The following is a 23,033-nucleotide window of genomic DNA, read 5'->3' on the forward strand; positions in this document are numbered from 1 at the left end:
GTTAATGCTTCTCCGGATTATACATAGAAATCGAGCTCTTCCTGATGTTTCAGCAGATCCCGCATGGTGTAAGGATCGTCGCCGAAGAAGTAGACAAGGCCCCAGTGCGTGCCAAAGGCGGTCCGTTTGGTGACCGTTTCCTCCAGCGGCGGCGTCAGTTCGTGGGACTCGAAGTACTCGTGATTCTCGGTTTCCTCCGGAATTTCCAGTTTGCTGACCACCCGGCGACGCGGATACACGCCGAAACAGCCTGCATAGCCTTTGGCATCCACCACTTCTTTCGGGAAGAACGCTTTGATTTCCTCTTCCGTGGTTTTTGGATCAAAGGCGAGAATCAGGCCCTGGTAGGCGTTGAAACCATAGGCCCGTTCGAGCAGCTCAAACACTTTGAAACCGGGTGGCCGATAGGCGACCTCGCCGAAGTACATGGTACCGTCACTGGTCACGAAATACTCGGGATGCACGAAACCGAAATCGATGTCGAAGGTCTTGATCAGCTTCTCGATCTCGGCGGTGATCTGTGCCCGATACTTTTCCAGGTCCGGCGTCGCCGGCACAAACACGGAATATCCAAGGGTCACGTACTCGGATATATTCAGGAAGGCAATCTTGCCATTATGAATCCAGGCCTCGACAGCAAACTCCCAGCCATCCAGATGGGATTCCATCAACACTGGAAATTCCTCTTCGGGAATCGTATCAACTTCGTCCGGTGTCCGGATTACACGGTGCCCCAGACACCCGGCCTTGTCGAAGGCCTTCAGGTGAATCGGGTCGTTCGGGTCGCCGTCCAGTTTCAGCAGGGTCTGGTTAACGCGCTTGAGGAACCGGATGACGTCAGCCTTGTCGTGCGCCTCTTCAAAAATCCCTACCCGGATACCACCGAGCTGGGCACGGCGCTTCATCAGGGCCTTGTCACGCAATAACATGGCCTGACCAAACAGCCTCGGCTTGTCCATGAGCACCGAGTTGATCGCCCCCGCCCACTCGACGGTTTCCTCAAACAGCGGAATGGCAACGTCTACCCCCTTCTCTTGCAGGATATGGGCAATTTCCACCGAGCGGTCATTCAGCCGTTCGAAATTCCAGGGCACGTAGGGAATATCGTGCTCTTTGCAGTAGGCTTCCGCCCAGTCCGGAGCAACGACCACATAGCGCCGATCGAACTTGTCGGCGGCTTCGACGGCGTTCAGACTCCATCCAAGCAGCGCCACGTACCCCTTTTCCGGGTTGTACTTTTGCTCGCTCATACGCTCTCTCCTTTCGCTGGTTACCCTTTAACCGTACGCTCTACCAGCGAAATGGCAACTCATCGGCTGCTTTTACTACAAAAAAGCGCGTTGACCCGAGGGACAGAACCCGCGGATCAACGCGCTTCGAGCGGCTTATATACCGATTGGCGATATCAGCCCAGGTTGAGGGTCTTCAGCGTCCTCGCCCGGACTTCCGTCAGCAAAGCCTCGTTGTCGACCAGCGACTGACCGTAAGAAGGAACCAGATCCCTCATGCGCTCCTGCCACTGTTCTGTCTTCATCTGTTCCGGGAAGCAGCGTTCCAGGACATCAATCATGGCATTGGCCGCCGTGGAAGCACCCGGTGACGCCCCCAGCAGAGCCGCCAGCGTGCCGTCTTTGGCCGCCACGATTTCAGTACCGAATTCCAGCTTGCCGCCACCCTCGGGCGTTTGCTTGATAATCTGCACCCGCTGACCCGCCATCTGCAGTTCCCAGTCTTCCTCCCGGGCATCCGGGAAAAAGTTGCGCAACGACGCCACGCGGTCGCCATGGGACTGGAACACTTCACCGATCAGGTAGCGGGTGAGGTCCATGTTGTGCTTGCTGACGGAAAGCATGGGTTTGAGGTTAGTCGGCCGGACAGAGCCGATCAGGTCAAAGATGGAGCCCTGCTTGAGGAACCGGGTGGTGAAACCGGCGAACGGCCCGAACAGCAGCGCAGGCTCACCGTTGATGATCCGGGTATCCAGATGCGGAACCGACATCGGCGGAGCCCCGATCGGTGCCTTGCCGTAGACCTTGGAGTGATGCTGCTCGACAATCTCCGGCTTGCGGCAGACCAGCCACTGGCCGCTGACCGGAAATCCACCATAACCCCGGGCTTCGTCAATGCCGGACTTCTGCAACAGGGGCAGAGCTCCGCCGCCCGCACCCAGGAAGACGAAACCGGCTTCCAGCTTGGTCAGTTCACCGGTTTTCTGATTCTTGACCCGCACCTTCCAGCGGCCATTGTCACGCTGGTCGATGTAGTGCACCGGGGAGCTCAGCATCAGCTCGAAGTTCGGCTGTTTCTGGAGCCACTCCACCATGCTCCGGGTCAGCGATCCGAAGTCGACGTCCGAACCATGGTTGATCCGCGTAGCCGCCACTTTTTCCATGGGATCCCGGTGCTTGACCACCAGCGGCATCCACTCGGCCAGCTCTTCCGGTGCTTCGGTGTATTCCATTTCCCGGAAAAGGTGATGGGCACTGAGCTCCTTGTGACGCTGTTTGAGGAATGCCACATTCTTCTCACCCCAGACAAAACTCTGGTGCGGAGTACGGTTGATGAAGTTCTTCGGTGCCGGAAGAATGCCCTGTTCAACCAGGTAGGACCAGAACTGGAGCGAAACCTCGAACTGGGCGTTGATCTTCAGGGCCCGTTCGATGGTGACGCCACCGTCGTCGGTTTCCGGGGTGTAGTTGAGTTCACAGTAACCGGCGTGACCGGTACCCGCGTTGTTCCATCCGTCAGTGCTTTCATGGGCAACGTGGTCGAGACGTTCCACCATGACGATGTCCAGGGACGGATCAAGCTGCCTGAGCATCATGCCGAGAGTGGCGCTCATGACGCCACCGCCGACCAGCACTACATCTGCCTGTCTTGCGGCCATTGGTTATTACCCTAGCTAGTGTTGAGCCTGTTTACCCATCCACGATCAGCAGAAGGGCCTGTGGGAAGCCGGGTTGGCGTCAGGTGTAGGACGCTGCCGTCTGCTTCCTGTTCGAATTTGCGCGCAATTATCCTGATTTTCGCCGAAATAATAAATTGCGATTATCAATGTTTGCGCTCTGAGCCGGTCATAAGCGGCCAATTTTGATGCCGTATACCACCGAAGGACAGTGGCCCGGCCCATGTCAAACGTCTACAATCGCGGCCGTATTATCTTCACGGCCCTTCTCGGGCCACGTTGATTTCACCGGTTGGGACGCCCCATGTCTGCTCTTGATGCTGTACTGATTGTTTTTGCTGTAATGGCGCTCTTGGGCGTCATTTTCGAAGAAGTCATTCACGTCAACAAAGCCAAGGTCACCCTGTTTTTCGGCACCTTGAGCTGGATGCTGCTGTTTCTTTTCAGCAACAATGCCGGGGAAACCAGATCCATCGACAGCGGTCTGTCGGAAAGCATCGCCGAGATCGCCAGCCTCTGGTTATTCCTGGTAGCGGCAATGACGTTTGTTGCTTACCTGAACAAGAAGGGAATGATCGAGAATGTGATTTACCTGATCATGCCGAAGCAGGTGAGCGAACGAAAACTGCTGTTCCTGACCGGACTTTTCTGCTTCATTTTCTCCTCTTTAGCAGACAATATAACTGCCACTTTAGTCTCATGCTCCCTGATTTTATCCCTCGATCTGGAGCTTAAAAAGCGCATTCAGTTCACCACGCTGGTGGTTTTTGCGGTGAATTCCGGCGGCGTTTCGCTGATCACCGGCGACGTCACCACATTGATGATATTCCTCGCGGACAAGGTGGAAATACTGACGTTGCTGACCCTCGCCATCCCCTCGGCGATCACCGTTTTCATCCTCGCCGTGTTTCTGTCGAGAGGCCTGACCGGCACCGTGAACCTCCGGTCGAACAGCAACCCCGTCCGGAAAGTTGACGCGGTGATCAGCGGGCTGTTTTTGTTAACAATCCTGTGCACCATTGTCGGTAACGCCCTCTTCTCGATTCCACCGGTACTGACCTTTCTGTTCGGCCTCTCGGTCATGTTCCTGGTGTCCCGCTTCATGAGCGATGACGCCGAACTGGACCCGATCATCGAGTACATCCGGGTGATCGAGTTCGAGACCCTGCTCTTCTTCCTCGGGATTCTGTTGCTGGTGGGCATGCTGAAAGAAATCCACGCGCTGGATTCCCTCGTTGCGATCTACGACGTGCTGCCGCCGCTGATCGCCAACTATCTGATGGGCATCTTCTCGTCCATCATCGACAACGTCCCCCTGACCGCCGCCATGCTGAAGGCCGGCATTACCATGACGCCGGGTGAGTGGATGGGGCTGACCTACGCCGTAGGCGTGGGTGGCTCGCTGTTGATCATCGGTTCCGCCGCAGGCATCGTGGCCATGAGCAAGATCGATGGTTTAACCTTTGGCGCCTACATGCGTTACCTGTTGCACCTGCTGGCCGCCTACACGCTGGGCTACGCAGGCGTGTACGCCGTCGGACAATTCATTCACTGAGATACTACCTATGCTTCTGGCTTCTGGTTCTATCATTGCCGGTCTGATCCTGCTGGTCTGGAGTGCCGACCGGTTCGTGGACGGCGCTGCGGCCACAGCCAAACACCTGGGCATGCCCACACTGCTGATCGGTATGGTCATCATCGGGTTTGGCACCTCCGCACCGGAACTGGCGGTGTCTGCCATGGCCGCTGCCGACGGCAATCCCGGGCTGGCCCTGGGCAACGGCTACGGATCAAACATCACCAACATTGCACTGATTGTGGGCCTGACCGCCGTTATTGCCCCGATTTCCGTACATTCCCAGGTCATTCGCAAGGAACTGCCATTGCTGATGGTACTGACTCTGATCGCCGGCGCCCAACTTCTCGACGGCTCACTGTCTCGACTGGACGGAGCTGTGCTGCTGATGGTGTTCGCCGGCGTCATGGGCTGGTCGATCGTTCAGGGTATCCGTGGCAATGAGGACAGCCTGGGAGGGGAGACCGAGGCCGAAATCATCGCGCATCCCATGCCATTGAAATCAGCGGTTATCTGGTTGATCATCGGGCTGGTGCTGCTGGTGGTCAGTTCACGAATGCTGGTTTGGGGGGCAGTGACGATTGCCCAGAGCCTGGGAGTCAGTGACCTGGTCATCGGCCTGACCATCGTCGCCGTGGGCACTTCCCTGCCGGAACTGGCCTCCGCACTGGCCGCCGTAAAGAAGAACGAGCACGACCTGATCCTGGGCAACATACTCGGGTCCGGCATTTTCAATACGCTGGCCGTGGTGGGCCTGGCCGCCACCATCGAACCCCTCAGCGTTGAACCTGCGGTTCTGTACCGGGACTGGACCCTGATGTTCGCACTGACCCTTGGCCTGCTTCTGATGGGCATGGGACTGATCAGTAAGCGACGGGTTATCAGCCGCGTCGACGGTGGCATACTGCTTCTGGTCTACGTGGCTTACACGGGCTACCTGCTCAGCACCGTGGTGTCAGGCGGCGCCAACGTCGTGTATTGACACGCGGGGGCGGCCGGGCTGGCGTTACTCGGCTTCGCCGTTCCCCAGCAGGTCCTCCAGCCGCTGCCGGACCTCCGCCATCAGCTCCGGCAGTTCTTCCTTGGTTTTGCCCGCTGTTTCAAGCGGTGTCCCGACCCGGACATCCACCGGCTGGCCGAGATTGATCTGCCATGTCCGGGCCGGCAGCACCTCATGGATGCCCCGGATGGCCACCGGCACGATGACCGCCTCGGTATCGAGCGCCAGATGAAAGCACCCTTTCTTGAACGGTAACAGCTTGCCATCCGGTGAGCGCGTGCCCTCCGGCGCAGCCCACAGTACAATTCCGCTCTCCATCATGGCCCTCGCCCGTTCCAGGTCCCGCACCGCCTTTGTCCGGTTGGAACGATCGATCGACGGAAATTCCGCCGCGCGCATCGCCTGTCCGAGCAACGGAATACCGAACAGCTCTTTCTTCGCCAACATCCGGATGGATCCGGGCAGGGATACAAAGCTCACCGGAATGTCGTAATGGCTGGCGTGGGTGCACATAACGATATAACGGCGCCCGTCACCAAAGTCCGGGACCGCACCCCGCACCGTCAGATTGGCCCGTACCAGACGCAACAGCGCGCCAGACCACTCCCGGCAGTATTTGTCCACGATGGGCCGATTCAGTTTCCCGAACAGGGCGCGAAGCAGGATAAGCAACGAGTACAGGGCCGTCAGTCCGACAGAGCCGAGGACCACGCCGGCCCGTCTGAGTAGAGTGGCGGACTCGGTCAGCGGGTTCAGTTTCAGTCGGATCATGGCAACAACACCTTTTACCCATGTCTTGTGAGGCCCTTCAGGGCATCGGCGATAGCGGCGCATTATAGCTCGCCCGACACCGCCGAAGACAACGGAGGAAATTCGAGTTGATCAATTATTGACCAGTAACTATAAGAAATAAGGATATCCCGGCGATCTCCAATCCGGGCGGAGCGGGACGACAACAATGCCAATGTGGAGGGTGTAAAGATGGAACGCTCAACTCAAATTCAGCGGGGGCCGAATGATCCTGGCCTTCAGAATCCGGGACGGCGGACACTGCTGCTTGGCAGTGCCGGTGCCATGGCGGCGGTCAGCCTTCTCGGATTCACGCCTCTGGCGCGGGGCGAAGAACCGAAAAGTCTACCCGATTACGCCGCATGGAAAGATCGCAGCGCCCTGATCGTTCACAGTACCAACACCATGGAAACCCATCGCGGGGCGATCGGACAGGGCGTCGTAACCCCCAGCGACCGCCTGTTCATTCGAAACAACCTGCCCACTCCCGACAAGAGCATCGTGGCCGACCGGGATGCCTGGGACGTCAATATCGAAGGCGTCAAGACTCCGAAAAAGCTGACCATCGGGGATCTCAAAACCATGGGTGTCACCACCGTCGCCTCCGTGCTCCAGTGTTCAGGCAATGGCCGGGCATTCTTCCCTCACGGAGCCAGCGGAACCCAGTGGTCGGTGGGAGCGGCCGGTTGCGTGCTCTGGACCGGTGTGCCACTGAAAACCGTGGTCGAGGCGCTCGGAGGCCCGGTAGACGGCGCCCGGTACATCACCAGCACCGGGGGTGAAGCCCTGCCGGATGGCCTGGATCCGAAAACCGTGGTGGTGGAACGCTCGGTACCCTTGCGGGCAATGGACAGCGCCCTGCTCGCCTGGGAAATGAACGACACCGCCCTGCCGTTGACGCACGGTGGGCCATTGCGGATGGTGGTTCCGGGCTATTACGGCGTTAATAACGTCAAATACGTCAAGAACATCGCCTTCACCGAGAACCAGACGGACGCCAAGATCCAGGCCTCCGGCTACCGGATTCGTGACGTCGGGCAAAAAGGCGCACCGGACCAGCCTTCCATGTGGGAGATGAACGTGAAGTCCTGGGTGACCGCTCCCCTGGAAACGGCCCAGAATGGAAGGAACATGATCTATGGGGTGGCGTTTGGTGGCACCAAAGCCCTGTCAGGGGTGGAAGTTTCAACCGACGGTGGAAAAACCTGGAAATCGGCCCGCTTTCTGGGGCCGGACCTGGGACCCTACGCCTGGCGGCCTTTTGTGATGGCTGCGGAGCTCTCGCCGGGCGAATATCGGATAGTGAGCCGGGCAACCGATGTCGAGGGAAACAGCCAGCCGGAAGGCCGGAAAGACAACGAGCGTGGCTACGGCCACAACGGTTGGAGTGACCATGGCGTCACCGTCACGGTCAGCTAGGCGCTCCATGAACAGAGCGACCTCGTTGTTGCCCGCCCTGATGCTGAGTGTGACCGGCCACGCGGTGGCAGACTCACTCGCTCAGCAGGGACGGGCGGTTTTCACCCAGGAGGCACAGCCTTCGTGCACGGTCTGTCATACCCTGTCTGACGCCGGGTCGACCGGCACAATCGGCCCCAACCTTGACGAACTCAAACCATCGGAAGAACGGGTACGGCAGGCGGTCACCGGCGGTGTCGGCATCATGCCCGCTTTCGGCGAATCACTGACCAAAGATCAGATCGCCGCAGTGGCCCATTATGTGGCCACAGTATCCGGAGCCGGCGACTGATTTTCTCCGGCTCCGCCGGAATATTTCAGGCGTCTTCCCTGAACTCCATCGCGATGGAGTTCAGGCAGTAGCGCTGGCCAGTGGGAGGCGGCCCGTCCGGAAACACGTGTCCCAGGTGGGAATCGCATCGGGGACATCGGATTTCGGTTCGGGTCATGCCCAGGGTATTGTCTTCCAGATAGCGAATATGGTCCGGATCGAACGGCTGGAAAAAGCTGGGCCATCCGGTCCCGGAATCAAATTTCGCGTTGGAACTGAACAATGGCAGATCGCACAGCCGACAATGGTAGGTGCCCGACTGCTTGTTATCGAGCAGGGTTCCACAGAACGGATGCTCGGTGCCATGATCCAGCAGAACACGGCGCTCCTCGGCGGTGAGGTCCGCGGCCATCTCGTCGATCTGCGCCTTGGTCAAGGGCGTCAGGTCGTAACCGGATGCAGATTGCGTCATCAATATCCTCCTCAGGCCAGGTCGGGGTCGTCGTTGGTGTATTCCGGTTTCAGCCGATCGGCGTAATTGTCGATCAGTTTCTCCATTTTCGGTGCGGCAACGGCCATGATGTAGGGTTGGTGCGGATTTCGGGCCGCAAAGTTCTGATGGTACTCCTCTGCCGGGTAGAACGCGTGCAGTGGCTCCAGCGTGGTTACCACCGGATCCGGGTACACGCCCGCGGCCTCCAGCTGCCGGATATAGGCTTCTGCGACCTGCTTCTGCTCATCGGTCTCAAAGAAGATGGCAGACCGGTACTGGGTGCCCCGGTCATTGCCCTGACGATTCAGCTGGGTGGGATCGTGGGCAACCGAGAAAAACACCTTCAGAAGCGCCCCGAAGCTCACCTCGGAGGGGTTGTAATGCACCTCCACTGCTTCGGCATGCCCGGTGGCACCGGTGCAGACGGCCTCATAATTGGCGGTTTCCGGACGACCGCCCGCGTAGCCTGAAACCACTCGTGTCACGCCATTGATGGCGATAAATACGGCCTCTACGCACCAGAAACAGCCGCCTGCCAATACCACCCGCGCCTCGTTTCCGGCGGCGGGCAGATCCCGCTCTGGATCCGGGAACCGGCTTCGGGGGACGGTCAGGCCCGCAATGCTGCAAGACTCTGTCATGATTACCTCTGATTTGACGGTGTTTACCCTAGCTTAAAGACTTTTACGGTCGATCCCCAATCGGGGACTTCCCTATCCGGACAACATGAACAAAATGTCGGTTCGGTTGCATCCCCGGCTGGGCCAACCATAATGACAGACAGGGTCCATCTTCACCGGTTCCACCGTCTGTGCACAAGGACCCTGCTCGGCATCAGGGATACAAGAATGACCGCAAAGGCTCACGCACCGGACAGCAACAACGAACTGCTGGACTATCGGCTCAGTCTCCGCCTCGGGCCGGTCCACGCCCGACAACGTCTTGGCATTGAACGGGAAGCCGAGGCCAGGGTTTTCGGCCAGGATCACAAATCGTTTCACCTGGAGAACCTCACCAACGCGCCGGGTTTCATCCGGTTCTGCCTGCAGTCCGTGGGGCTCTACCGCCGCGCCCAGGCCAACAGCCTGAAACTCGCCACCGTTCACAACCGGTTTGTCCTGCCGGATCTGCCCGAGGCGTTTGACGGCTTCCGGATACTGCATCTGACCGATCTGCACGTGGACATGGACGAGGCCAACCTGCAAGCCGTTCTGCAAGCCATCGAGCCGCTGGAGTACGACCTGTGCGTGCTCACCGGCGACTACCGGAAACTGACCTGGGGCCCGATCGAGGCAGCCCTGAGCGGGATGGCCCGGTTGCGGAATGCCATCCGGGGCGATGCGTTTGCCGTGCTTGGCAACCATGACAGTATCCGCATGCTGCCTGCGCTGGAAGACATGGGTTACCGCATGCTGATGAATGAGATGGCCCCGATCGAAAAAGGCGACAGCCGATTGTTCCTCGCCGGCGTCGACGACGCGCACTTCTACAAAGCCCACAATCTGCACCGGGCAGGCGACGACATCCCCGCCGGCGGTGTCAGCATCCTGCTGAGTCATACCCCGGAAATCTGGCGGGAAGCTGCACACGCCGGACACGATGTCTTCCTGTGCGGTCACACCCATGGTGGCCAGATCTGCCTGCCGGGCGGCATCCCCGTCACGCTGGATTCGGATTGCCCCCGACAGCTGGGCCGGGGTTTCTGGCAGGTGAACGGTATGCAGGGATACACCTCACCGGGTTCGGGTACGTCGGTCCTGAACGTGAGACTGAATTGCCCACCGGAAGTGACACTGCACACCCTGACCCGCGGCCCCGGCTGACGCCCTCAGTGGGGCTGCCTACGGATGCCCAGTCGGTACAGAAGTGGTGACAGCAGGATATTGGCGAGCGCGAACAATACCGCGAGCAATACCGCCAGCCAGAGATCCATCGGCAACCAGATGACGGCAAACCCCAGCGGCAGAGCGGCCTCGGGAATCTGATCCAGCCAGAGCGCCCGCGCACTCGAGGCAAGTCCCATCCGACGCTTGATAAAACTGCTGATCATATCGCCAAACAGGCTCAGGAACCCGAACACCAGCCCGAAAAAGGCGCCCAGATCCACCAGGAACGCAAACGCTCCGCAGGTCAGACAGCCAGCGATCAGGCCCCGCCAGGTTTTGCTCTTCCCCAGAACGGGACGACCATCCGGCCAGAGTCGACCGCCGTCCACCGGCTGGCTCCAGCGCCCCTTCAGGAGGCCTGCAGCCACAACGGGGGCGCCGTTGGCGAGCACCAGCATCACAAACAACTCCAGAGATATCAGCAAAGGCCAGTGCTCCCCGTTTGCGTATCAGTCCAGTCCGCCGTGGGTCAGCTTCAGGGGATCCATCAGCTGCTCCAGACGCGTACGACTCAGACCGCTCCGTTCTTCTGCCACGTCGATCACAGGACGTCCCGTCCGGTAGGCCTCTTTGGCGATATCCGACGCCAGGCTGTAACCGATCTCGGGATTCAGCGCGGTCACCAATACCGGATTACGACCAACGCCGGCGTTGAGATTGTCGGTATTCACGGAAAAATCCTTGATCGCCTTGTCGGCAAGAATACCAGCGGCGTTGCCCAGCAGCCCGACCATATCCAGCAGGTTACCGGCCACCAGCGGCAACATGACATTGAGCTGGAAATTACCCGACTGGCCGGCAATTGCCACGGCACTATCCAGCCCGATGACCTGTGCACCCACCATGGCAACCGACTCGGGAATAACCGGATTAACCTTGCCCGGCATGATGCTGCTGCCCGGCTGGAGAGCAGGCAGGCTGATTTCGGCAAGCCCGTGGATCGGCCCGCTGTTCATCCAGCGAAGATCATTGGCGATCTTGGTCAGCACGATTCCGATACCCCGCAACTGCGACGACAGCGCAACAGGCCCGTCAACGGCACTCTGCCCCACGAACTTGTGTTCCAGTGACCGGAAGGGGTAACCCGTGTTTTTCTTGAGGAACCGGATGAACTGTTCGGCGAACTCGGGTGCCGCGTTAACCCCGGTGCCAACCGCGGTGCCGCCCTGGGGCACGGCCAGCAGGTCATCCGCCGTGGCCTCCAGCCGGGCCTCGGCAGCCACCAGCTGTTCACGCCAGGTCCGCAGCTCCTGCCCGAGGGTAACCGGCATGGCGTCCATCAGGTGGGTCCGGCCGGTTTTCACCTGTTCGGAGAACAGGGCCTCACGCTCATAAATGACACCCCGCAGGTGGGTAAGCGCCGGTATCAGGCTCTCTTTCACCCCGATCACGGCGCTGACATGGATGGATGTCGGAATCACATCGTTCGAGCTCTGGCTCATGTTGACGTGATCGTTGGGATGCACCTCCATGCCGGCACGGCGGGCGATAGAGGCAATCACCTCGTTGACGTTCATGTTGGTGCTGGTGCCGGAGCCCGTCTGGTAACGGTCCACCGGAAACTGATCCGCGTGCTCCCCCCGGATCAATGCATCACAGGCGTCCACGATGGCATCCCGCCGGTCGTTGTCCAGAAGTCCCAGACTGGTATTGGCCTCAGCGGCCGCCTTCTTGACCTGGGCTACGGCCTTGATAAAAGCGGATGGCAGCGGCTGCCCGCTGACCGGAAAATTATCCACGGCGCGCTGGGTCTGGGCACCCCAGAGGGCGTCGGCTGGTACATGAACCTCGCCCAGGCTGTCTTTTTCGACTCGGAAATCGCTCATGTTCCCTCCTGTCTTTCCATTTACCTTCAGGGTACTGACAGCGAGTACGACGCCCATAAGGGGTTGTATCAACCCCCATGCAATCAGTCGTTGGCGTGACTGCGCAACCGGACGTGATCGCAGATGCCGGTCACCTGCCGGAAATCGAGGATCAGGGTATGCACTGTGTTGGTGTAGGTGTCGTGCAGGTGGAACTTGAACCGATGCTGCTTATCTCCCTGCAGGAACGCATCGTACTCTTTCGCCAGCTCCCGGACGTCACCACCTTCGCCCTTGCTCCAGGTTGCATTGAACGGCCCCAGCACGGCCCCGCCGGCCAGACAGATGGTCACTTCGTGGTTCGTCAATCCGCTGTCGGAATTGGTCATGGAACGGGTCTCCTCTTGCCTCAGGGTTGTTGAGGTAAGTGTAGACGCTGACAGCCAGACCGTGAGCCTCAGGCCCGGTTAGACAAACTGGTGAGCAATGCCCGGAGGCGATTCGGTTTGACGGGTTTATTCAGAATGGGGAGATATTGGGCACGCAGGAACTGACGTGTCTCGTCGCTGCGGTCGGCGGTGATGATGGCGGCGGGCACGTCGCGCCCCAACGCCTGGCGAATCCCGTAGATGGCTTCGCATCCGGTCAGGCCGTGATCCAGGTGGTAGTCCGCCAGCAGAATATCGGGCCGAATGCCTGACGCTACCCGGGTTCGTGCCTGCCGTTCGTTCGACACGGCCGTCACTTCGCAGCCCCACCGATCCAGCAAAGCAGTCATGCTCTCAAGCACTGCAGGCTCGTTATCGATGACCATCACCGAGAGCCCGGCCAGACCTTCCGACAGAGCAGACATGGCGGCTGATGAGGGAATGGCGAGTTCCCCAACCTCCGCTTCGGGCGGCAGCGTCACGACAAAACGCGATCCTCTTCCCGGCCGGGAAGAGACATCAATGTTGTAGCCGAGGACCCGTATCATCCGCTCAACAATCGCAAGACCCAGCCCCACGCCCTGGCGTCCCCCGGTACCCTGTGGCAGGAGCTGGTGAAATTCGGTAAAGATTTCCTGAAGTTTTTCCGGCTCGATACCAACGCCGGTATCCCAGACTTCGATTCGGACCCGGCCCTGGCTTCGGCGCAGGGCCATTACGACACCACCCCGACGGGTATAACGGAACGCATTGCTCAGGAGATTCCGGACAATGCGCGTAAGCATTCGTGGGTCTGTCCGTATGAAGACTGGCGATGCGCGCAGCCGGAAATCCAGTCCGGCGTTCGCAGCCACGGCCTCGAATTCTTCCCCCAACCCCCGCAAAAGGGCCTCCAGATCTGTATGGACCAGGTCCGGCTTCATCGCCTGCTGGTCGAGCTTGGAGATATCCAGCAGGTCGGCAAGCAGATCCTCAGCCCCCTCAAGGGCACGATGAACCTTATGCACCATGCGACTTTCGGACTCGGGCAACTGACTGTCCTGAAGGGCAGAAATCATCAAGCGGGCCGCGTTTAGCGGCTGCATCAAGTCGTGGCTGGCGGCGGCAAGATATTTATCCTTGCTACGGTTCGCTTCCTTTGCCGCCTCGACGGCAACCACCAGCTTACGCTCGACCCGTTCCCGCTCTTCAATCTGGTACCGCAAACCCACGTTCGCATTCTGTAGGGCTTCGGTTCGCTCCTCCACACGACGCTCCAGGTCCTGATTCAGCTGTTCCAGCTTCTGTCGTGCCTGGACCCGTTCCGTGATATCGGCAACAAAGGCCTCCACCACTTCCGGCCCGAGGTCTGGCCGTCGCAGCAACGTGACCGCCACATGCACGGGCGTGCGATCGGCCTTCTGGAATTGGGTTTCCCTGGCACTCAGGCTGCCCTGATCCAGCAATTCCTGACGAATGGTGTCGAATTCAGCGGCACGGCAGAACAGCTGCTCCCGGAGCCGGATTATTTGTTTTATCAGGTGTTCCGGGCTGTCGTATCCGCAGATGCGCGCCATGGCAGGATTACAGGCGAGAAAACCACCTCTCAGATTCGCCTGGAAAATGCCATGCAGCGCATTTTCAAAAAGCCATTTGTAGCGGTTGCGCTCCCGCTCAAGCTCCTCCAGCCGGTCCAGCAGAGCGGGATAGTAGCTCTTGCGGGCTGACTGGCTGCCCAGTCCGAGCAGATCGCCAATCCCATAGCCACTTTCCGGTGAATCAGAGGGCTTCTTCATAGACAACCTGAACGTCTTTCAGCGAAGACTTTCTCGGATTGGTCAGAATACAGGGGTCCTGCAACGCATAACCCGACAGATAGGGAATATCGGAGGTCGTCACGCCCAGTTGGGCCAGTCTGGCCTCGAGCCCTACGTGGCGTTTCAGCTCGATGATCCGGTTCATCAACCGTTTCTTGATTTCCCGAGTGTTCATACCGCGGGTATCAATGTCCATGGCCTCTGCCACCCGCCGGAACCGATCCTCGGCGGACGGGAAGTTGTAGGCCACGACGTGCTCCAGCAAAAGAGCGTTGCACAGTCCGTGGGGGAGGTCGAGAAAACCGCCGAGGCTGTGCGACATGGCGTGAACGGCGCCGAGGATGGCGTTGGAAAACGCCAGGCCTGCCTGCATCGAGGCCAGCATGATTTGCTCACGGAGGTAAGGGTCGGCGGTATTACTGACCAATGGTTCAAGGTTGCGGTTGATCAGCCGGATGGCCTCAAGGGCATGGGTATCGGTCAGCGGCCCACTGCCTGTGGAGACGAACGCCTCGATCGCATGCACCAGGGCATCCACGCCGGTGCAGGCCGTCAGGTAGGCATCCATGGTTTCTGTCACTTCCGGATCAATGAGCGACACATCCGGAACCACCGCCTTACTGATGATTGAAAACTTGAAGCGTCGATTCGGGTCACTGATGATCGCGAACTGGGAGACGTCTGCAGAGGTCCCTGCCGTCGTCGGAATCAGAATGAGCGGTGGCGGCGGGTTGGTGATGGTATCGACGCCCTCGAACTCCAGTATGCTACGCCCATGCGTGGCCACAATGCCGATACCTTTGGCGCAGTCCATGGGACTGCCTCCCCCGATTGCCACGATGACGTCGCATTCGCTCGACCGGTAGAGTTCCGCTCCGGTCATGACTTCTTCCACCTTGGGATTTGCCGACACACCGGTGAACACCGTCGACTGGATCCCGGCCTCGGTCAGCAGGGATTCAATCTCCCCGACCCATCCGGCATCCGCGACACCGGGGTCGGAAACCAGAAGCACATGGCGGGCACCAAAATTATGAGCAAAGTTGGCAACAGAGCGGCGCGATCCTGCACCGAACACAATTTCCGGTGAAACGAACTTACGGAGTGCAGAGATGTCGTGACTCATGGAGAGGTTCTCGACGGCTTGTTGTTATAGGAATAGCCGACAGTCTAACTCAAGTTTTAGAGGCAATCATTGGCCTTTCGGCTATGCCCCCGGTAGAAACTGTTCAACCACTCGAGCATCGCTGCCAGGTTCTCCGGCTTCCGGAAGCCGTGCCCTTCGTCCTCGAACCAGTGCAATTCCGGTGAATGCCCGGCCGCTTTCATGGATTCCACCATGGTGCGCGTCTGCTCCGGCACCACCACCCGATCCTGGCCGCCCTGGAAAAAAATCACTGGCGTTCGAATCCGGTCCGCGTGGTGCCGTGGTGTTCTGGCATGCCAACGCTCCGGCTGATCCTCCGGCGCTCCCAGCAGCCAGTCGAGATAACCGGACTCGAACCGATGCGTCATGGTTCGAAGCCTCCGCGGATCCGTCACTCCGAACAGGCTCGCACCTGCCACAAAACAATCCGTTTCGATTACGGCCATCAGAACCGTGTAACCACCCGCGCTGCGACCCTGGACAAACACGCGATCACCATCAACGCGACCTTCTTTCGACAAATAACCGGCGGCCCGCGCCATATCCTGAACGTCGAACTCGCCCCAGTGATTCGCCAGGGACAGCCGGAACCGTCGCCCGAAACCGCTACTGCCACGGTAGTTGACCTCGGCCACGGCGAAACCACGCTGACACCAGAACTGGATTTGCGGATTGTAGACCGGATAAACAGCGGAGGTGGGACCGCCATGGGCCACGAGAATCACAGGCGGACGGTCAGCCACTGGTATCGTGGGCCCATAGAAAAACCCCTGAACCGCCGGATCTCTGGAGGTCTGGGGCACGATAAACGTCTCGGGCGTCTGGCAGTGCACACCAGGCAACGGATCCTCGCCACCGGCAAGGACCTGCTCACCGAGTGTATCCGGATCAATCGCCAGCACGACATCAAGACGGTCGGGGGATCTTGCCACGCAGTAAAGGGTTCCATCGCGCACCGACAGGCAGCGGAAATCCGTGAAACCGGTGGCCACCCGTGTCAGTGCAGCTTCAGCTCCCACCCATAGCTCGCCGGTGCCCTGGTTATAGCGAACCCGGGCCCATTGGCCGCCGGGTAAAGGACAGTGATGTCGTTCGCCAAGCTGCCACGGCGCGTTCGCGTGATCCTGAGCCGGGGCCGGTGCAGCGGTCCAGACCGCGTCGTTCCCCTTCCACTTGAGTTCCCACGGCTGCCACCACCCCTGATGATCCGACAAGACCCAGAGCACCTGCCCCGCGAAAACGGGCTGCTGGATCGAACCTTCCACCGGAGGTACACAGGACTGCACACGTTGCAGATGGCCCTCTGCATCCAGCTCGGCCAACCAGAGTCTTGTTCTCAGCCAGGGCATGTCCGGTAACTGCCAGGTTATCCAGGCAATCCGGCGGCCATCCGGGGAAAGCACCGGAGCGCCGTAAAAATCCGCGCCCTCATGCAGGCACCGGCATTGCCCGTCGGGCGAGATCGCCACAAGTGCCTGCCGTCCCTCGGATTCGCGCACGGCCAGTACCCACTCACGTCGGCGATCCGCAACGAGGCCGCCCCAGGCTGTGTCCGGGTCGTCGACCAGCGTGGTCCAGTGACCGGCTCCAATCGAGACAGAAATCAGGTGTTGCCGCTCGGTCACTGCCACAACCCGATCCGGAAAGGCCGCCAGGGTACCACCGCCATAACCGTTGACGCGGCTGCCCAGGCCCGGCGTGGCCAGCGTCAAAAGACGCTCACCGTCGTGCCATTTCAGGATTGTCTTGCCCAGCGACGAATCCGATTCCAGCCAGAACAGGCCCGCCTCAGAGGCCGTCAACTCCCCACGCTGGACATGCCCATCGACAGCCTGGCGGGCGGTCATTCGCTGGACCGGCGTGGGCCGTTCGGACCCGATGATCCGTGGCGGCTCAGCCCCGGAAAAACAGTCGTGAATTCCGGACATTTCGGTACACCAGATCCTGCAGCCCAGCCGTGGCATGGTCCGCCGCCCGTCGCGCCGCCAGGATACGCTCGTGATGGGGTGACTTGCTGCATACCGGATCGGCATTGTCGGCGTTTCCGGTCAGCAGGTAGGCCTGGCAGCGGCATCCGCCAAAGTCCTTGTCTTTCTCATCACAGGAGCGACAGGGCTCAGGCATCCACTCATTGCCCCGGTAATGGTTGAACCCCGGACTGTCGTACCAGATCTCCCGCAAGTCGAGATCCTTCACGTTCGGGAAGTCGATCGGAAGCAACCTTGCGCTGTGGCACGGCAGGGCGGTGCCATCCGGTGCGACCGTCAGGAACAGGTTGCCCCAACCATTCATGCAGGCCTTGGGCCGCTCCTCGTAGTAATCCGGTGTTACGAAGATGAGCTTCATGGCGGATCCCCGTGCCTGCAGTCCTGCCCGGCTGGCATTCACCTCTGCCTCGGCCTGATCCAACTGCGCCTTGGACGGCATCAGAGCTTCCCGGTTTTCAAACGCCCAGCCGTAGTACTGACAGGTGGCCAGCTCTACGTAGTCTGCCCCCAGTCGCTCGCACAGATCGATGATGTCCGGCATCTGGTGGATGTTATGACGGTGGATGACAAAGTTGAGCACCATCGGGTACCCCGCCGCCTTCACTGCTTTTGCCATGGCCAACTTCTGTTCGAATGCCTTCCGTGAACCCGCCACCGCGTTGTTCAACTCCGGATCCGAGGCCTGGAAGCTGACCTGAATATGGTCCAGGCCGGCCTCGGCGAAGGCGACCACCCTGGCTTCGGTGAGCCCCAGGCCGGACGTGATCAGGTTGGTGTAGTAGCCCAGTTTCCGGGCTTCGGCAATCAGCTCCGGCAAGTCCTGGCGCACCAGCGGCTCGCCGCCCGAAAATCCCAGTTGGGCCGCGCCCATTTCCCGTCCCTGCCGCAACACACTGATCCACTGTTCGGTAGTCAGCTCCTGCTCGGTCTGGGCGAAGTCCAATGGGTTGGAGCAGTAGGGGCACTGCAGCGGGCAGCGATAGGTCAGCTCCGCAAGCAGCCACAGGGGCGGCCCCGCATTGTTGGGATTAAGACTGGTCGGGAGTGCATCAGCGCGCGTCATGACAGGTCAATCCAGTGTTGCTGCTCGGCATCTTCCAGGAAGGCACGGACATCCGGGCCAAGATCGCCCGCCTCCGGGAATTGCTGTTGCAGGGACGCGACGATGGCGTCCACATCCTGCCGGCCATCCACCTCGTTGAGTATCGCCCCGGCACTGCCGTTGAGTTTGACCATCCCCTCCGGGTACAGCAGTACGTAACAATCCTGGGCGGGTTCCCACTGGAACCGGAAGCCACGGCGAAAACGGGGAATCTGGCTCATACAATGCTCCCTCACAGGCCCCGGTGCCACACTTGCTGATCGGTCACCGTGTGGTATGGGGGCGTTTGATGCAGGTAGGCCATTGTCAATGCATCCAGCAGAGACCACAGGATGTCCAGCTTGAACTGGAGGATGTCCAGGGCGCGGGCCTGCTGGGCCTCGGTGACGAAATGATCCAGGGTGATGCTGAGCCCATGCTCCACATCCCGTCGGGCCTCGGACAAACGCTTACGGAAATAGCGGTAACCGCCCTCCTCGATCCAGGGATAGTGCTGGGGCCAGCTGTCCAGACGGGACTGGTGGATCTCCGGTGCGAACAGCTCCGTCAGGGACGAGCAGGCCGCCTCCTGCCAGGTCGCCCGGCGGGCAAAATTAAGGTAGGCATCCACCGCAAATCGGACGCCCGGCAGAACGTGGCGCTGGTCGATGACCTCTTCCCGGGTCAGGCCCACGGCCTCGGCCAGTGACAACCAGGCCTCGATGCCCCCGACATCGTCATCATGGCCGTCGTGGTCCAGAATCCGCTGCAGCCAAAGCCGGCGCACCCCGGCATCCGGGCAGTTGGCCATAATGGCGGCGTCTTTCTGGGGAATCTTGATCTGGTAGTAATACCGGTTTGCCACCCAGCCACGGATCTGTTCCGGAGTGCACTGCCCGCCATACATGGCCTTATGGTAGGGATGGTGGATATGGTAGTACTGTCCCTTGCTGCGCAGGGCCTGCTCGAAGGCCTCGCGGTTCATTGCGGTGTTGGCTTTGGCGTTCATGGCTGCCCCGACAGATCAATGTGCATGCCATCCCGGGACACCTCGATGCCGTGCTCGCCCAGTTCGGCGTGCTCGGGGGAGTCCTCGTCCAGGATCGGGTTGGTATTGTTGATGTGAATGAGGATTTTGCGGCTGGCTGGCATCGTATCGAGCACCTCGATCATGCCGCCGGGCCCGCTCTGGGCCAGGTGCCCCATCGCCTGCCCCGTCCTGGTGCCCACTTCCTGGCGAATCATTTCGTCGTCCCGCCAGACGGTGCCGTCCACCAGCAGGATATCGGCCTTTCGCATCCAGTTCAGGATGCGCTCGTCCGGCTGTCCCAGCCCCGGCGCATAGAACACTGTGGTGCCGGTTCGGGTATCCCGAAGAAACAGGCCGATGTTGTCGCCCGGATGCGGATTGTCCCGGCGCGGCGAATACGGAGGCGCATTGCTCAGCAAGGGAATGGCGGTCAGTCGGAGGGAAGGCGCACAGGGGATGCTGAACTCCACCTGCTCCGAGGCCTCGATCTCGCACCAGTTCAGGCCGCCATTCCAGTGCTCCAGCATGTTGAACAACGGAAAACCCGAGCTGAGATCATCGTGTACCTGCCGGGTGCACCAGACGTCCATGGGCAAGCCTTCGCGCAAGGACAGCAGGCCCGTGGTGTGATCCACCTGGCTATCCATCAGCACGATGGCACTGATCCCGGTATCGCGCAGGGCCCTTGCCGGCTGCATCGCAGGGAACGCGGCCAACTGCGCACGGATGTCCGGCGAGGCGTTGAAAAGAATCCAGTGATCTCCGTCCTCGCTGACGGCGATCGAAGATTGGGTGCGGGCCTGCGCTTTCAGGGTTCCCTTGCGGAAACCGGCGCAATTCCGACAGTTACAGTTCCACTGCGGGAACCCACCGCCAGCGGCGGAGCCAAGGACGTGAATCTGCATGGAGAAGATCCTGCGGAGAAACGGCCAGCGACTGATCGCCGGCCGGCTCACGCTCAGCGATTGGCGAAGTACATGGTGACTTCAAAGCCGATTCGCAGATCCTCGTAGGCTGGTTTGGTCCACATAATGCTCACCTCTTGTCATGATTGTTAGCGCATTGGGTGTTGGTCCCGGCAATGCCGACGACTCAGTTTCATCCTAGCGACAGAGACAAGCGGCCAATATGGTACTTTCGCACTGTTTTTGACCACCACAAAGTAGCAGCAGTCTGGCTCCGAGGTTGAATTGTCTGGCCATGACCACGCCGTAGCATGGAAGACGGACAATAATAACTTCAAGGAGTCCCCCTATGCGCAGCCGAATTCTGCTCTTGCTGCTTTGTCTGTTCTTTCTCCCCGCGAGCCGCGCCGAATTGCCACCCGATAAACAGGCACTGATCCAGGCCCTGTTCCCCTCTGCGACGGTCATCAAGGACAAACTGCCCGATTTTCCGGTGTATCCGGTCTACCAGTTACAGGAATTGCTGGGGTACGCGTTTGAAAGCACCGACCTGAGTGATCTTCAGGGTTTTTCGGGACAACCGATCAAAATGATGATCGGCCTGGATACCCGTGGACGGTTTACCGGCGTCCGGGTGATGGACCATCATGAGCCTGTTTTCCTGCACGGCCTTGGGGAAGCGCCGCTGTTCGAGTTTGTCGACCAGTACGAAAACCACTCGCTGCGCGAGCAGATCATCGTACAGTCCTCAAACTCCAGAAAATCCGGGCGCAGCCAGGACGGCAACGTGGTCTATTTCGACGGTGTCAGCAAGGCCACCGTGTCAGTACTGATCATTAACGATACGATTCTCTCCACGGCCCTGAAGGTAGCCCGCCGGGAACTGGAAGCGTTCGCCCAGGCGACACCAACCCGTGCAAGAACGGATTTTTACCAGCCACTGAACTGGCAACAACTGCTTGACCGGGGCTACGTCGGTCATGCCACCGTGTCTGCGGCGGAGGTTGAACAGAAGCTCGGCCGCCCACTGTCCGATTACCCCGGCTCACTGCAGCCGGATCCGGACCAGCCTTTCTCGGAGCTGTTCTTCGCCTATATGAACTCACCGATGGTCGGTCGCAACCTGCTCGGTGATGCCGGATACGAGCGATTCATGGACCGTCTCGGCCCACACGACAAGGTATTACTCGTGGCGTCACGCGGCGTGTTTCCCCATGTCGGCCAGGATTTCACCCCGGGGAGTTTTCCCGATCGCATCGGCTTGTCCCAGAACGGACTGGCCATGGAAATGCGGGATCTGAACTGGCTCGACCAGAACCAGCCCCTGACCGCAAAGGATCTGCCGGACTTTGCGGCGATCAACCTGTTTCAGGTGGGTGGAAATGCCGGATTCAATCCCGGCTCCGAGGCCATGCTCAGCCTCAATATCAAGTTACCGCGCAACCACCTGATCACCGACGAAACCCGCTTTGACCTGCCTGTGGCGTTCAGCGACGATCTCTTCGAGACCGTTGCACCAGAAGCGTCCCCGGCCGAGACGCGAGATCCGGTATGGGTGGGTCTCTGGAAAGAGCGATGGTGGCAGATTGCGTTACTGGTCACCGGACTGACTGTGCTGACCGTCTTCTTCGCCCGTCAGAAAAGCCTGTCCCGCCACCCGGTGCTGGTTCGCCGTTTCCGCTGGGGATTTCTCGCCTTCACCCTGTTTTTCATCGGATTCTACGCCCAGGGGCAGTTGTCCGTGGTCAACATTTACACCCTGTTGCTCGCGATACGGGATGGATTCAGTCTGAATGTTTTCCTGCTTGATCCGGTCCTGTTCATCCTGTGGACCTACACCTTTATCACCCTGTTCATCTGGGGCCGCGGGCTATTCTGTGGCTGGCTGTGCCCGTTCGGTGCACTTCAGGAAATGTCGGCCTGGCTGGGTGAGAAACTTCGGTTTCGTCAGATCCGCGTGCCCGAACCCTGGCATCGTCGCCTGATCCTGCTGAAATATCCCATTCTGCTCGGGCTGGTCGGCACCGCCTTTTATTCCCTGACGCTGGCGGAACAACTGGCGGAGGTGGAGCCCTTCAAAACCAGCATCACCCTGTTCTTCTGGCGCTATTGGCCGTTCGTGGCGTACGCGGTTGGGCTCCTGGTCATCGGCATGTTCATTCACAAATTCTACTGCCGGTACCTGTGTCCGCTGGGCGCGGGCCTGGCCGTACTGGGGCGGTTCCGTCTGTTCAGCTGGCTGGAACGCATCGAACGCTGTGGGTCTCCCTGCCAGCACTGCAAGAATGAGTGCGGGATCAATGCCATTCGCAAGGACGGGCGCATCGACTACGACGAGTGCATCCAGTGCCTGGAGTGCGTGGTGATCCTCAGGGACGACACCCAGTGCGTCGACAGCATCATCCGCAACAAGCAACAGAGAAAGCAGCAGGCAAGAATTCTTGCAACGGACGCGGCCGGGGCATAACCGGAGCC

General features: G+C 59.8%; 22 protein-coding genes. 6 read left to right on the forward strand and 16 right to left on the reverse strand.

Annotated elements, in window-relative coordinates; genetic code table 11:
- Window positions 1-17 precede the first annotated feature (17 nt).
- A complete protein-coding gene (locus tag MSNKSG1_RS11810; protein ID WP_008939506.1) occupies window positions 18-1,250 on the reverse strand; it encodes an ATP-grasp domain-containing protein in 1,233 nt (410 codons plus the stop codon).
- 155 nt (window positions 1,251-1,405) lie between these two features.
- Window positions 1,406-2,887 (reverse strand): malate dehydrogenase (quinone), encoded by a 1,482-nt coding sequence (gene mqo, locus MSNKSG1_RS11815; RefSeq protein ID WP_008939507.1) that lies wholly within the window; start codon window positions 2,885-2,887, stop codon window positions 1,406-1,408.
- 322 nt (window positions 2,888-3,209) lie between these two features.
- Here mqo and nhaD point away from each other — a divergent pair, with 322 nt between their 5' ends.
- Together nhaD and MSNKSG1_RS11825 are read left to right on the forward strand one after the other, a co-directional pair.
- Window positions 3,210-4,460, forward strand: a complete 1,251-nt coding sequence (gene nhaD, locus MSNKSG1_RS11820; protein WP_008939508.1) for a sodium:proton antiporter NhaD — start codon at window positions 3,210-3,212, stop codon at window positions 4,458-4,460.
- Window positions 4,461-4,470: 10 nt separating this feature from the next.
- Window positions 4,471-5,463, forward strand: a complete 993-nt coding sequence (locus MSNKSG1_RS11825; protein WP_008939509.1) for a calcium/sodium antiporter — start codon at window positions 4,471-4,473, stop codon at window positions 5,461-5,463.
- A gap of 24 nt (window positions 5,464-5,487) precedes the next feature.
- Here the strand turns inward: MSNKSG1_RS11825 and MSNKSG1_RS11830 are convergent, their stop codons facing one another.
- Window positions 5,488-6,252 (reverse strand): lysophospholipid acyltransferase family protein, encoded by a 765-nt coding sequence (locus MSNKSG1_RS11830; RefSeq protein ID WP_008939510.1) that lies wholly within the window; start codon window positions 6,250-6,252, stop codon window positions 5,488-5,490.
- A gap of 210 nt (window positions 6,253-6,462) precedes the next feature.
- Here MSNKSG1_RS11830 and sorT point away from each other — a divergent pair, with 210 nt between their 5' ends.
- On the forward strand, window positions 6,463-7,689 hold the full coding sequence (gene sorT, locus MSNKSG1_RS11835) for a SorT family sulfite dehydrogenase catalytic subunit (protein ID WP_008939511.1): 1,227 nt from the start codon (window positions 6,463-6,465) through the stop codon (window positions 7,687-7,689).
- Window positions 7,690-7,696: 7 nt separating this feature from the next.
- Complete coding sequence (gene sorU, locus MSNKSG1_RS11840; RefSeq protein WP_040886869.1) at window positions 7,697-8,020, forward strand: SorU family sulfite dehydrogenase c-type cytochrome subunit; 324 nt, start codon at window positions 7,697-7,699, stop codon at window positions 8,018-8,020.
- A gap of 25 nt (window positions 8,021-8,045) precedes the next feature.
- Here sorU and msrB read toward each other — a convergent pair whose 3' ends face one another.
- Together msrB and msrA are read right to left on the reverse strand one after the other, a co-directional pair.
- Window positions 8,046-8,471 carry a peptide-methionine (R)-S-oxide reductase MsrB gene (msrB, locus tag MSNKSG1_RS11845; RefSeq protein WP_008939513.1) on the reverse strand — a complete coding sequence of 142 codons (426 nt, stop codon included), beginning with the start codon at window positions 8,469-8,471 and terminating at the stop codon, window positions 8,046-8,048.
- An 11-nt stretch (window positions 8,472-8,482) separates the two neighbouring features.
- Window positions 8,483-9,133 carry a peptide-methionine (S)-S-oxide reductase MsrA gene (gene msrA, locus MSNKSG1_RS11850; RefSeq protein WP_008939514.1) on the reverse strand — a complete coding sequence of 217 codons (651 nt, stop codon included), beginning with the start codon at window positions 9,131-9,133 and terminating at the stop codon, window positions 8,483-8,485.
- Window positions 9,134-9,340: 207 nt separating this feature from the next.
- Here msrA and MSNKSG1_RS11855 point away from each other — a divergent pair, with 207 nt between their 5' ends.
- Window positions 9,341-10,315, forward strand: coding sequence for a metallophosphoesterase (locus MSNKSG1_RS11855; protein ID WP_008939515.1), 975 nt, complete (start codon window positions 9,341-9,343; stop codon window positions 10,313-10,315).
- 5 nt (window positions 10,316-10,320) lie between these two features.
- Here MSNKSG1_RS11855 and MSNKSG1_RS11860 read toward each other — a convergent pair whose 3' ends face one another.
- From MSNKSG1_RS11860 to pqqA, 11 genes are all read right to left on the reverse strand, one after another.
- On the reverse strand, window positions 10,321-10,803 hold the full coding sequence (locus MSNKSG1_RS11860) for a CDP-archaeol synthase (RefSeq protein ID WP_040886870.1): 483 nt from the start codon (window positions 10,801-10,803) through the stop codon (window positions 10,321-10,323).
- Window positions 10,804-10,827: 24 nt separating this feature from the next.
- The gene (locus MSNKSG1_RS11865; RefSeq protein ID WP_008939517.1) at window positions 10,828-12,204 is read right to left on the reverse strand and encodes a class II fumarate hydratase; all 1,377 of its coding nucleotides are present in this window, start codon (window positions 12,202-12,204) and stop codon (window positions 10,828-10,830) included.
- 83 nt (window positions 12,205-12,287) lie between these two features.
- On the reverse strand, window positions 12,288-12,572 hold the full coding sequence (locus tag MSNKSG1_RS11870; protein WP_008939518.1) for a hypothetical protein: 285 nt from the start codon (window positions 12,570-12,572) through the stop codon (window positions 12,288-12,290).
- A 68-nt stretch (window positions 12,573-12,640) separates the two neighbouring features.
- Window positions 12,641-14,386: a PAS domain-containing hybrid sensor histidine kinase/response regulator gene (locus MSNKSG1_RS11875; protein WP_008939519.1), complete on the reverse strand. Its 1,746-nt coding sequence runs from the start codon at window positions 14,384-14,386 to the stop codon at window positions 12,641-12,643.
- Window positions 14,370-15,533: an alcohol dehydrogenase-like regulatory protein ErcA gene (gene ercA / locus MSNKSG1_RS11880; RefSeq protein WP_008939520.1), complete on the reverse strand. Its 1,164-nt coding sequence runs from the start codon at window positions 15,531-15,533 to the stop codon at window positions 14,370-14,372. Before ercA ends, MSNKSG1_RS11875 begins: the two co-directional genes overlap by 17 nt.
- Before the next feature lie 56 nt (window positions 15,534-15,589).
- The gene (locus MSNKSG1_RS11885) at window positions 15,590-17,482 is read right to left on the reverse strand and encodes a S9 family peptidase (RefSeq protein ID WP_008939521.1); all 1,893 of its coding nucleotides are present in this window, start codon (window positions 17,480-17,482) and stop codon (window positions 15,590-15,592) included.
- Window positions 17,448-18,605, reverse strand: a complete 1,158-nt coding sequence (pqqE, locus tag MSNKSG1_RS11890; protein WP_008939522.1) for a pyrroloquinoline quinone biosynthesis protein PqqE — start codon at window positions 18,603-18,605, stop codon at window positions 17,448-17,450. The genes MSNKSG1_RS11885 and pqqE overlap by 35 nt, the downstream gene beginning before the upstream one ends.
- Window positions 18,602-18,880: a pyrroloquinoline quinone biosynthesis peptide chaperone PqqD gene (gene pqqD / locus MSNKSG1_RS11895; RefSeq protein WP_008939523.1), complete on the reverse strand. Its 279-nt coding sequence runs from the start codon at window positions 18,878-18,880 to the stop codon at window positions 18,602-18,604. The genes pqqE and pqqD overlap by 4 nt, the downstream gene beginning before the upstream one ends.
- On the reverse strand, window positions 18,877-19,632 hold the full coding sequence (gene pqqC, locus MSNKSG1_RS11900; RefSeq protein WP_008939524.1) for a pyrroloquinoline-quinone synthase PqqC: 756 nt from the start codon (window positions 19,630-19,632) through the stop codon (window positions 18,877-18,879). Before pqqC ends, pqqD begins: the two co-directional genes overlap by 4 nt.
- Complete coding sequence (gene pqqB / locus MSNKSG1_RS11905) at window positions 19,629-20,558, reverse strand: pyrroloquinoline quinone biosynthesis protein PqqB (RefSeq protein ID WP_008939525.1); 930 nt, start codon at window positions 20,556-20,558, stop codon at window positions 19,629-19,631. Before pqqB ends, pqqC begins: the two co-directional genes overlap by 4 nt.
- A gap of 53 nt (window positions 20,559-20,611) precedes the next feature.
- Window positions 20,612-20,683, reverse strand: coding sequence for a pyrroloquinoline quinone precursor peptide PqqA (pqqA, locus tag MSNKSG1_RS18940; protein WP_007153157.1), 72 nt, complete (start codon window positions 20,681-20,683; stop codon window positions 20,612-20,614).
- A 224-nt stretch (window positions 20,684-20,907) separates the two neighbouring features.
- Here pqqA and MSNKSG1_RS11910 point away from each other — a divergent pair, with 224 nt between their 5' ends.
- Window positions 20,908-23,025: a NosR/NirI family protein gene (locus MSNKSG1_RS11910; RefSeq protein WP_008939526.1), complete on the forward strand. Its 2,118-nt coding sequence runs from the start codon at window positions 20,908-20,910 to the stop codon at window positions 23,023-23,025.
- Window positions 23,026-23,033: the final 8 nt, after the last annotated feature.

It is taken from the genome of Marinobacter santoriniensis NKSG1 (assembly GCF_000347775.1).
In the GTDB taxonomy this organism is placed as follows: domain Bacteria; phylum Pseudomonadota; class Gammaproteobacteria; order Pseudomonadales; family Oleiphilaceae; genus Marinobacter; species Marinobacter santoriniensis.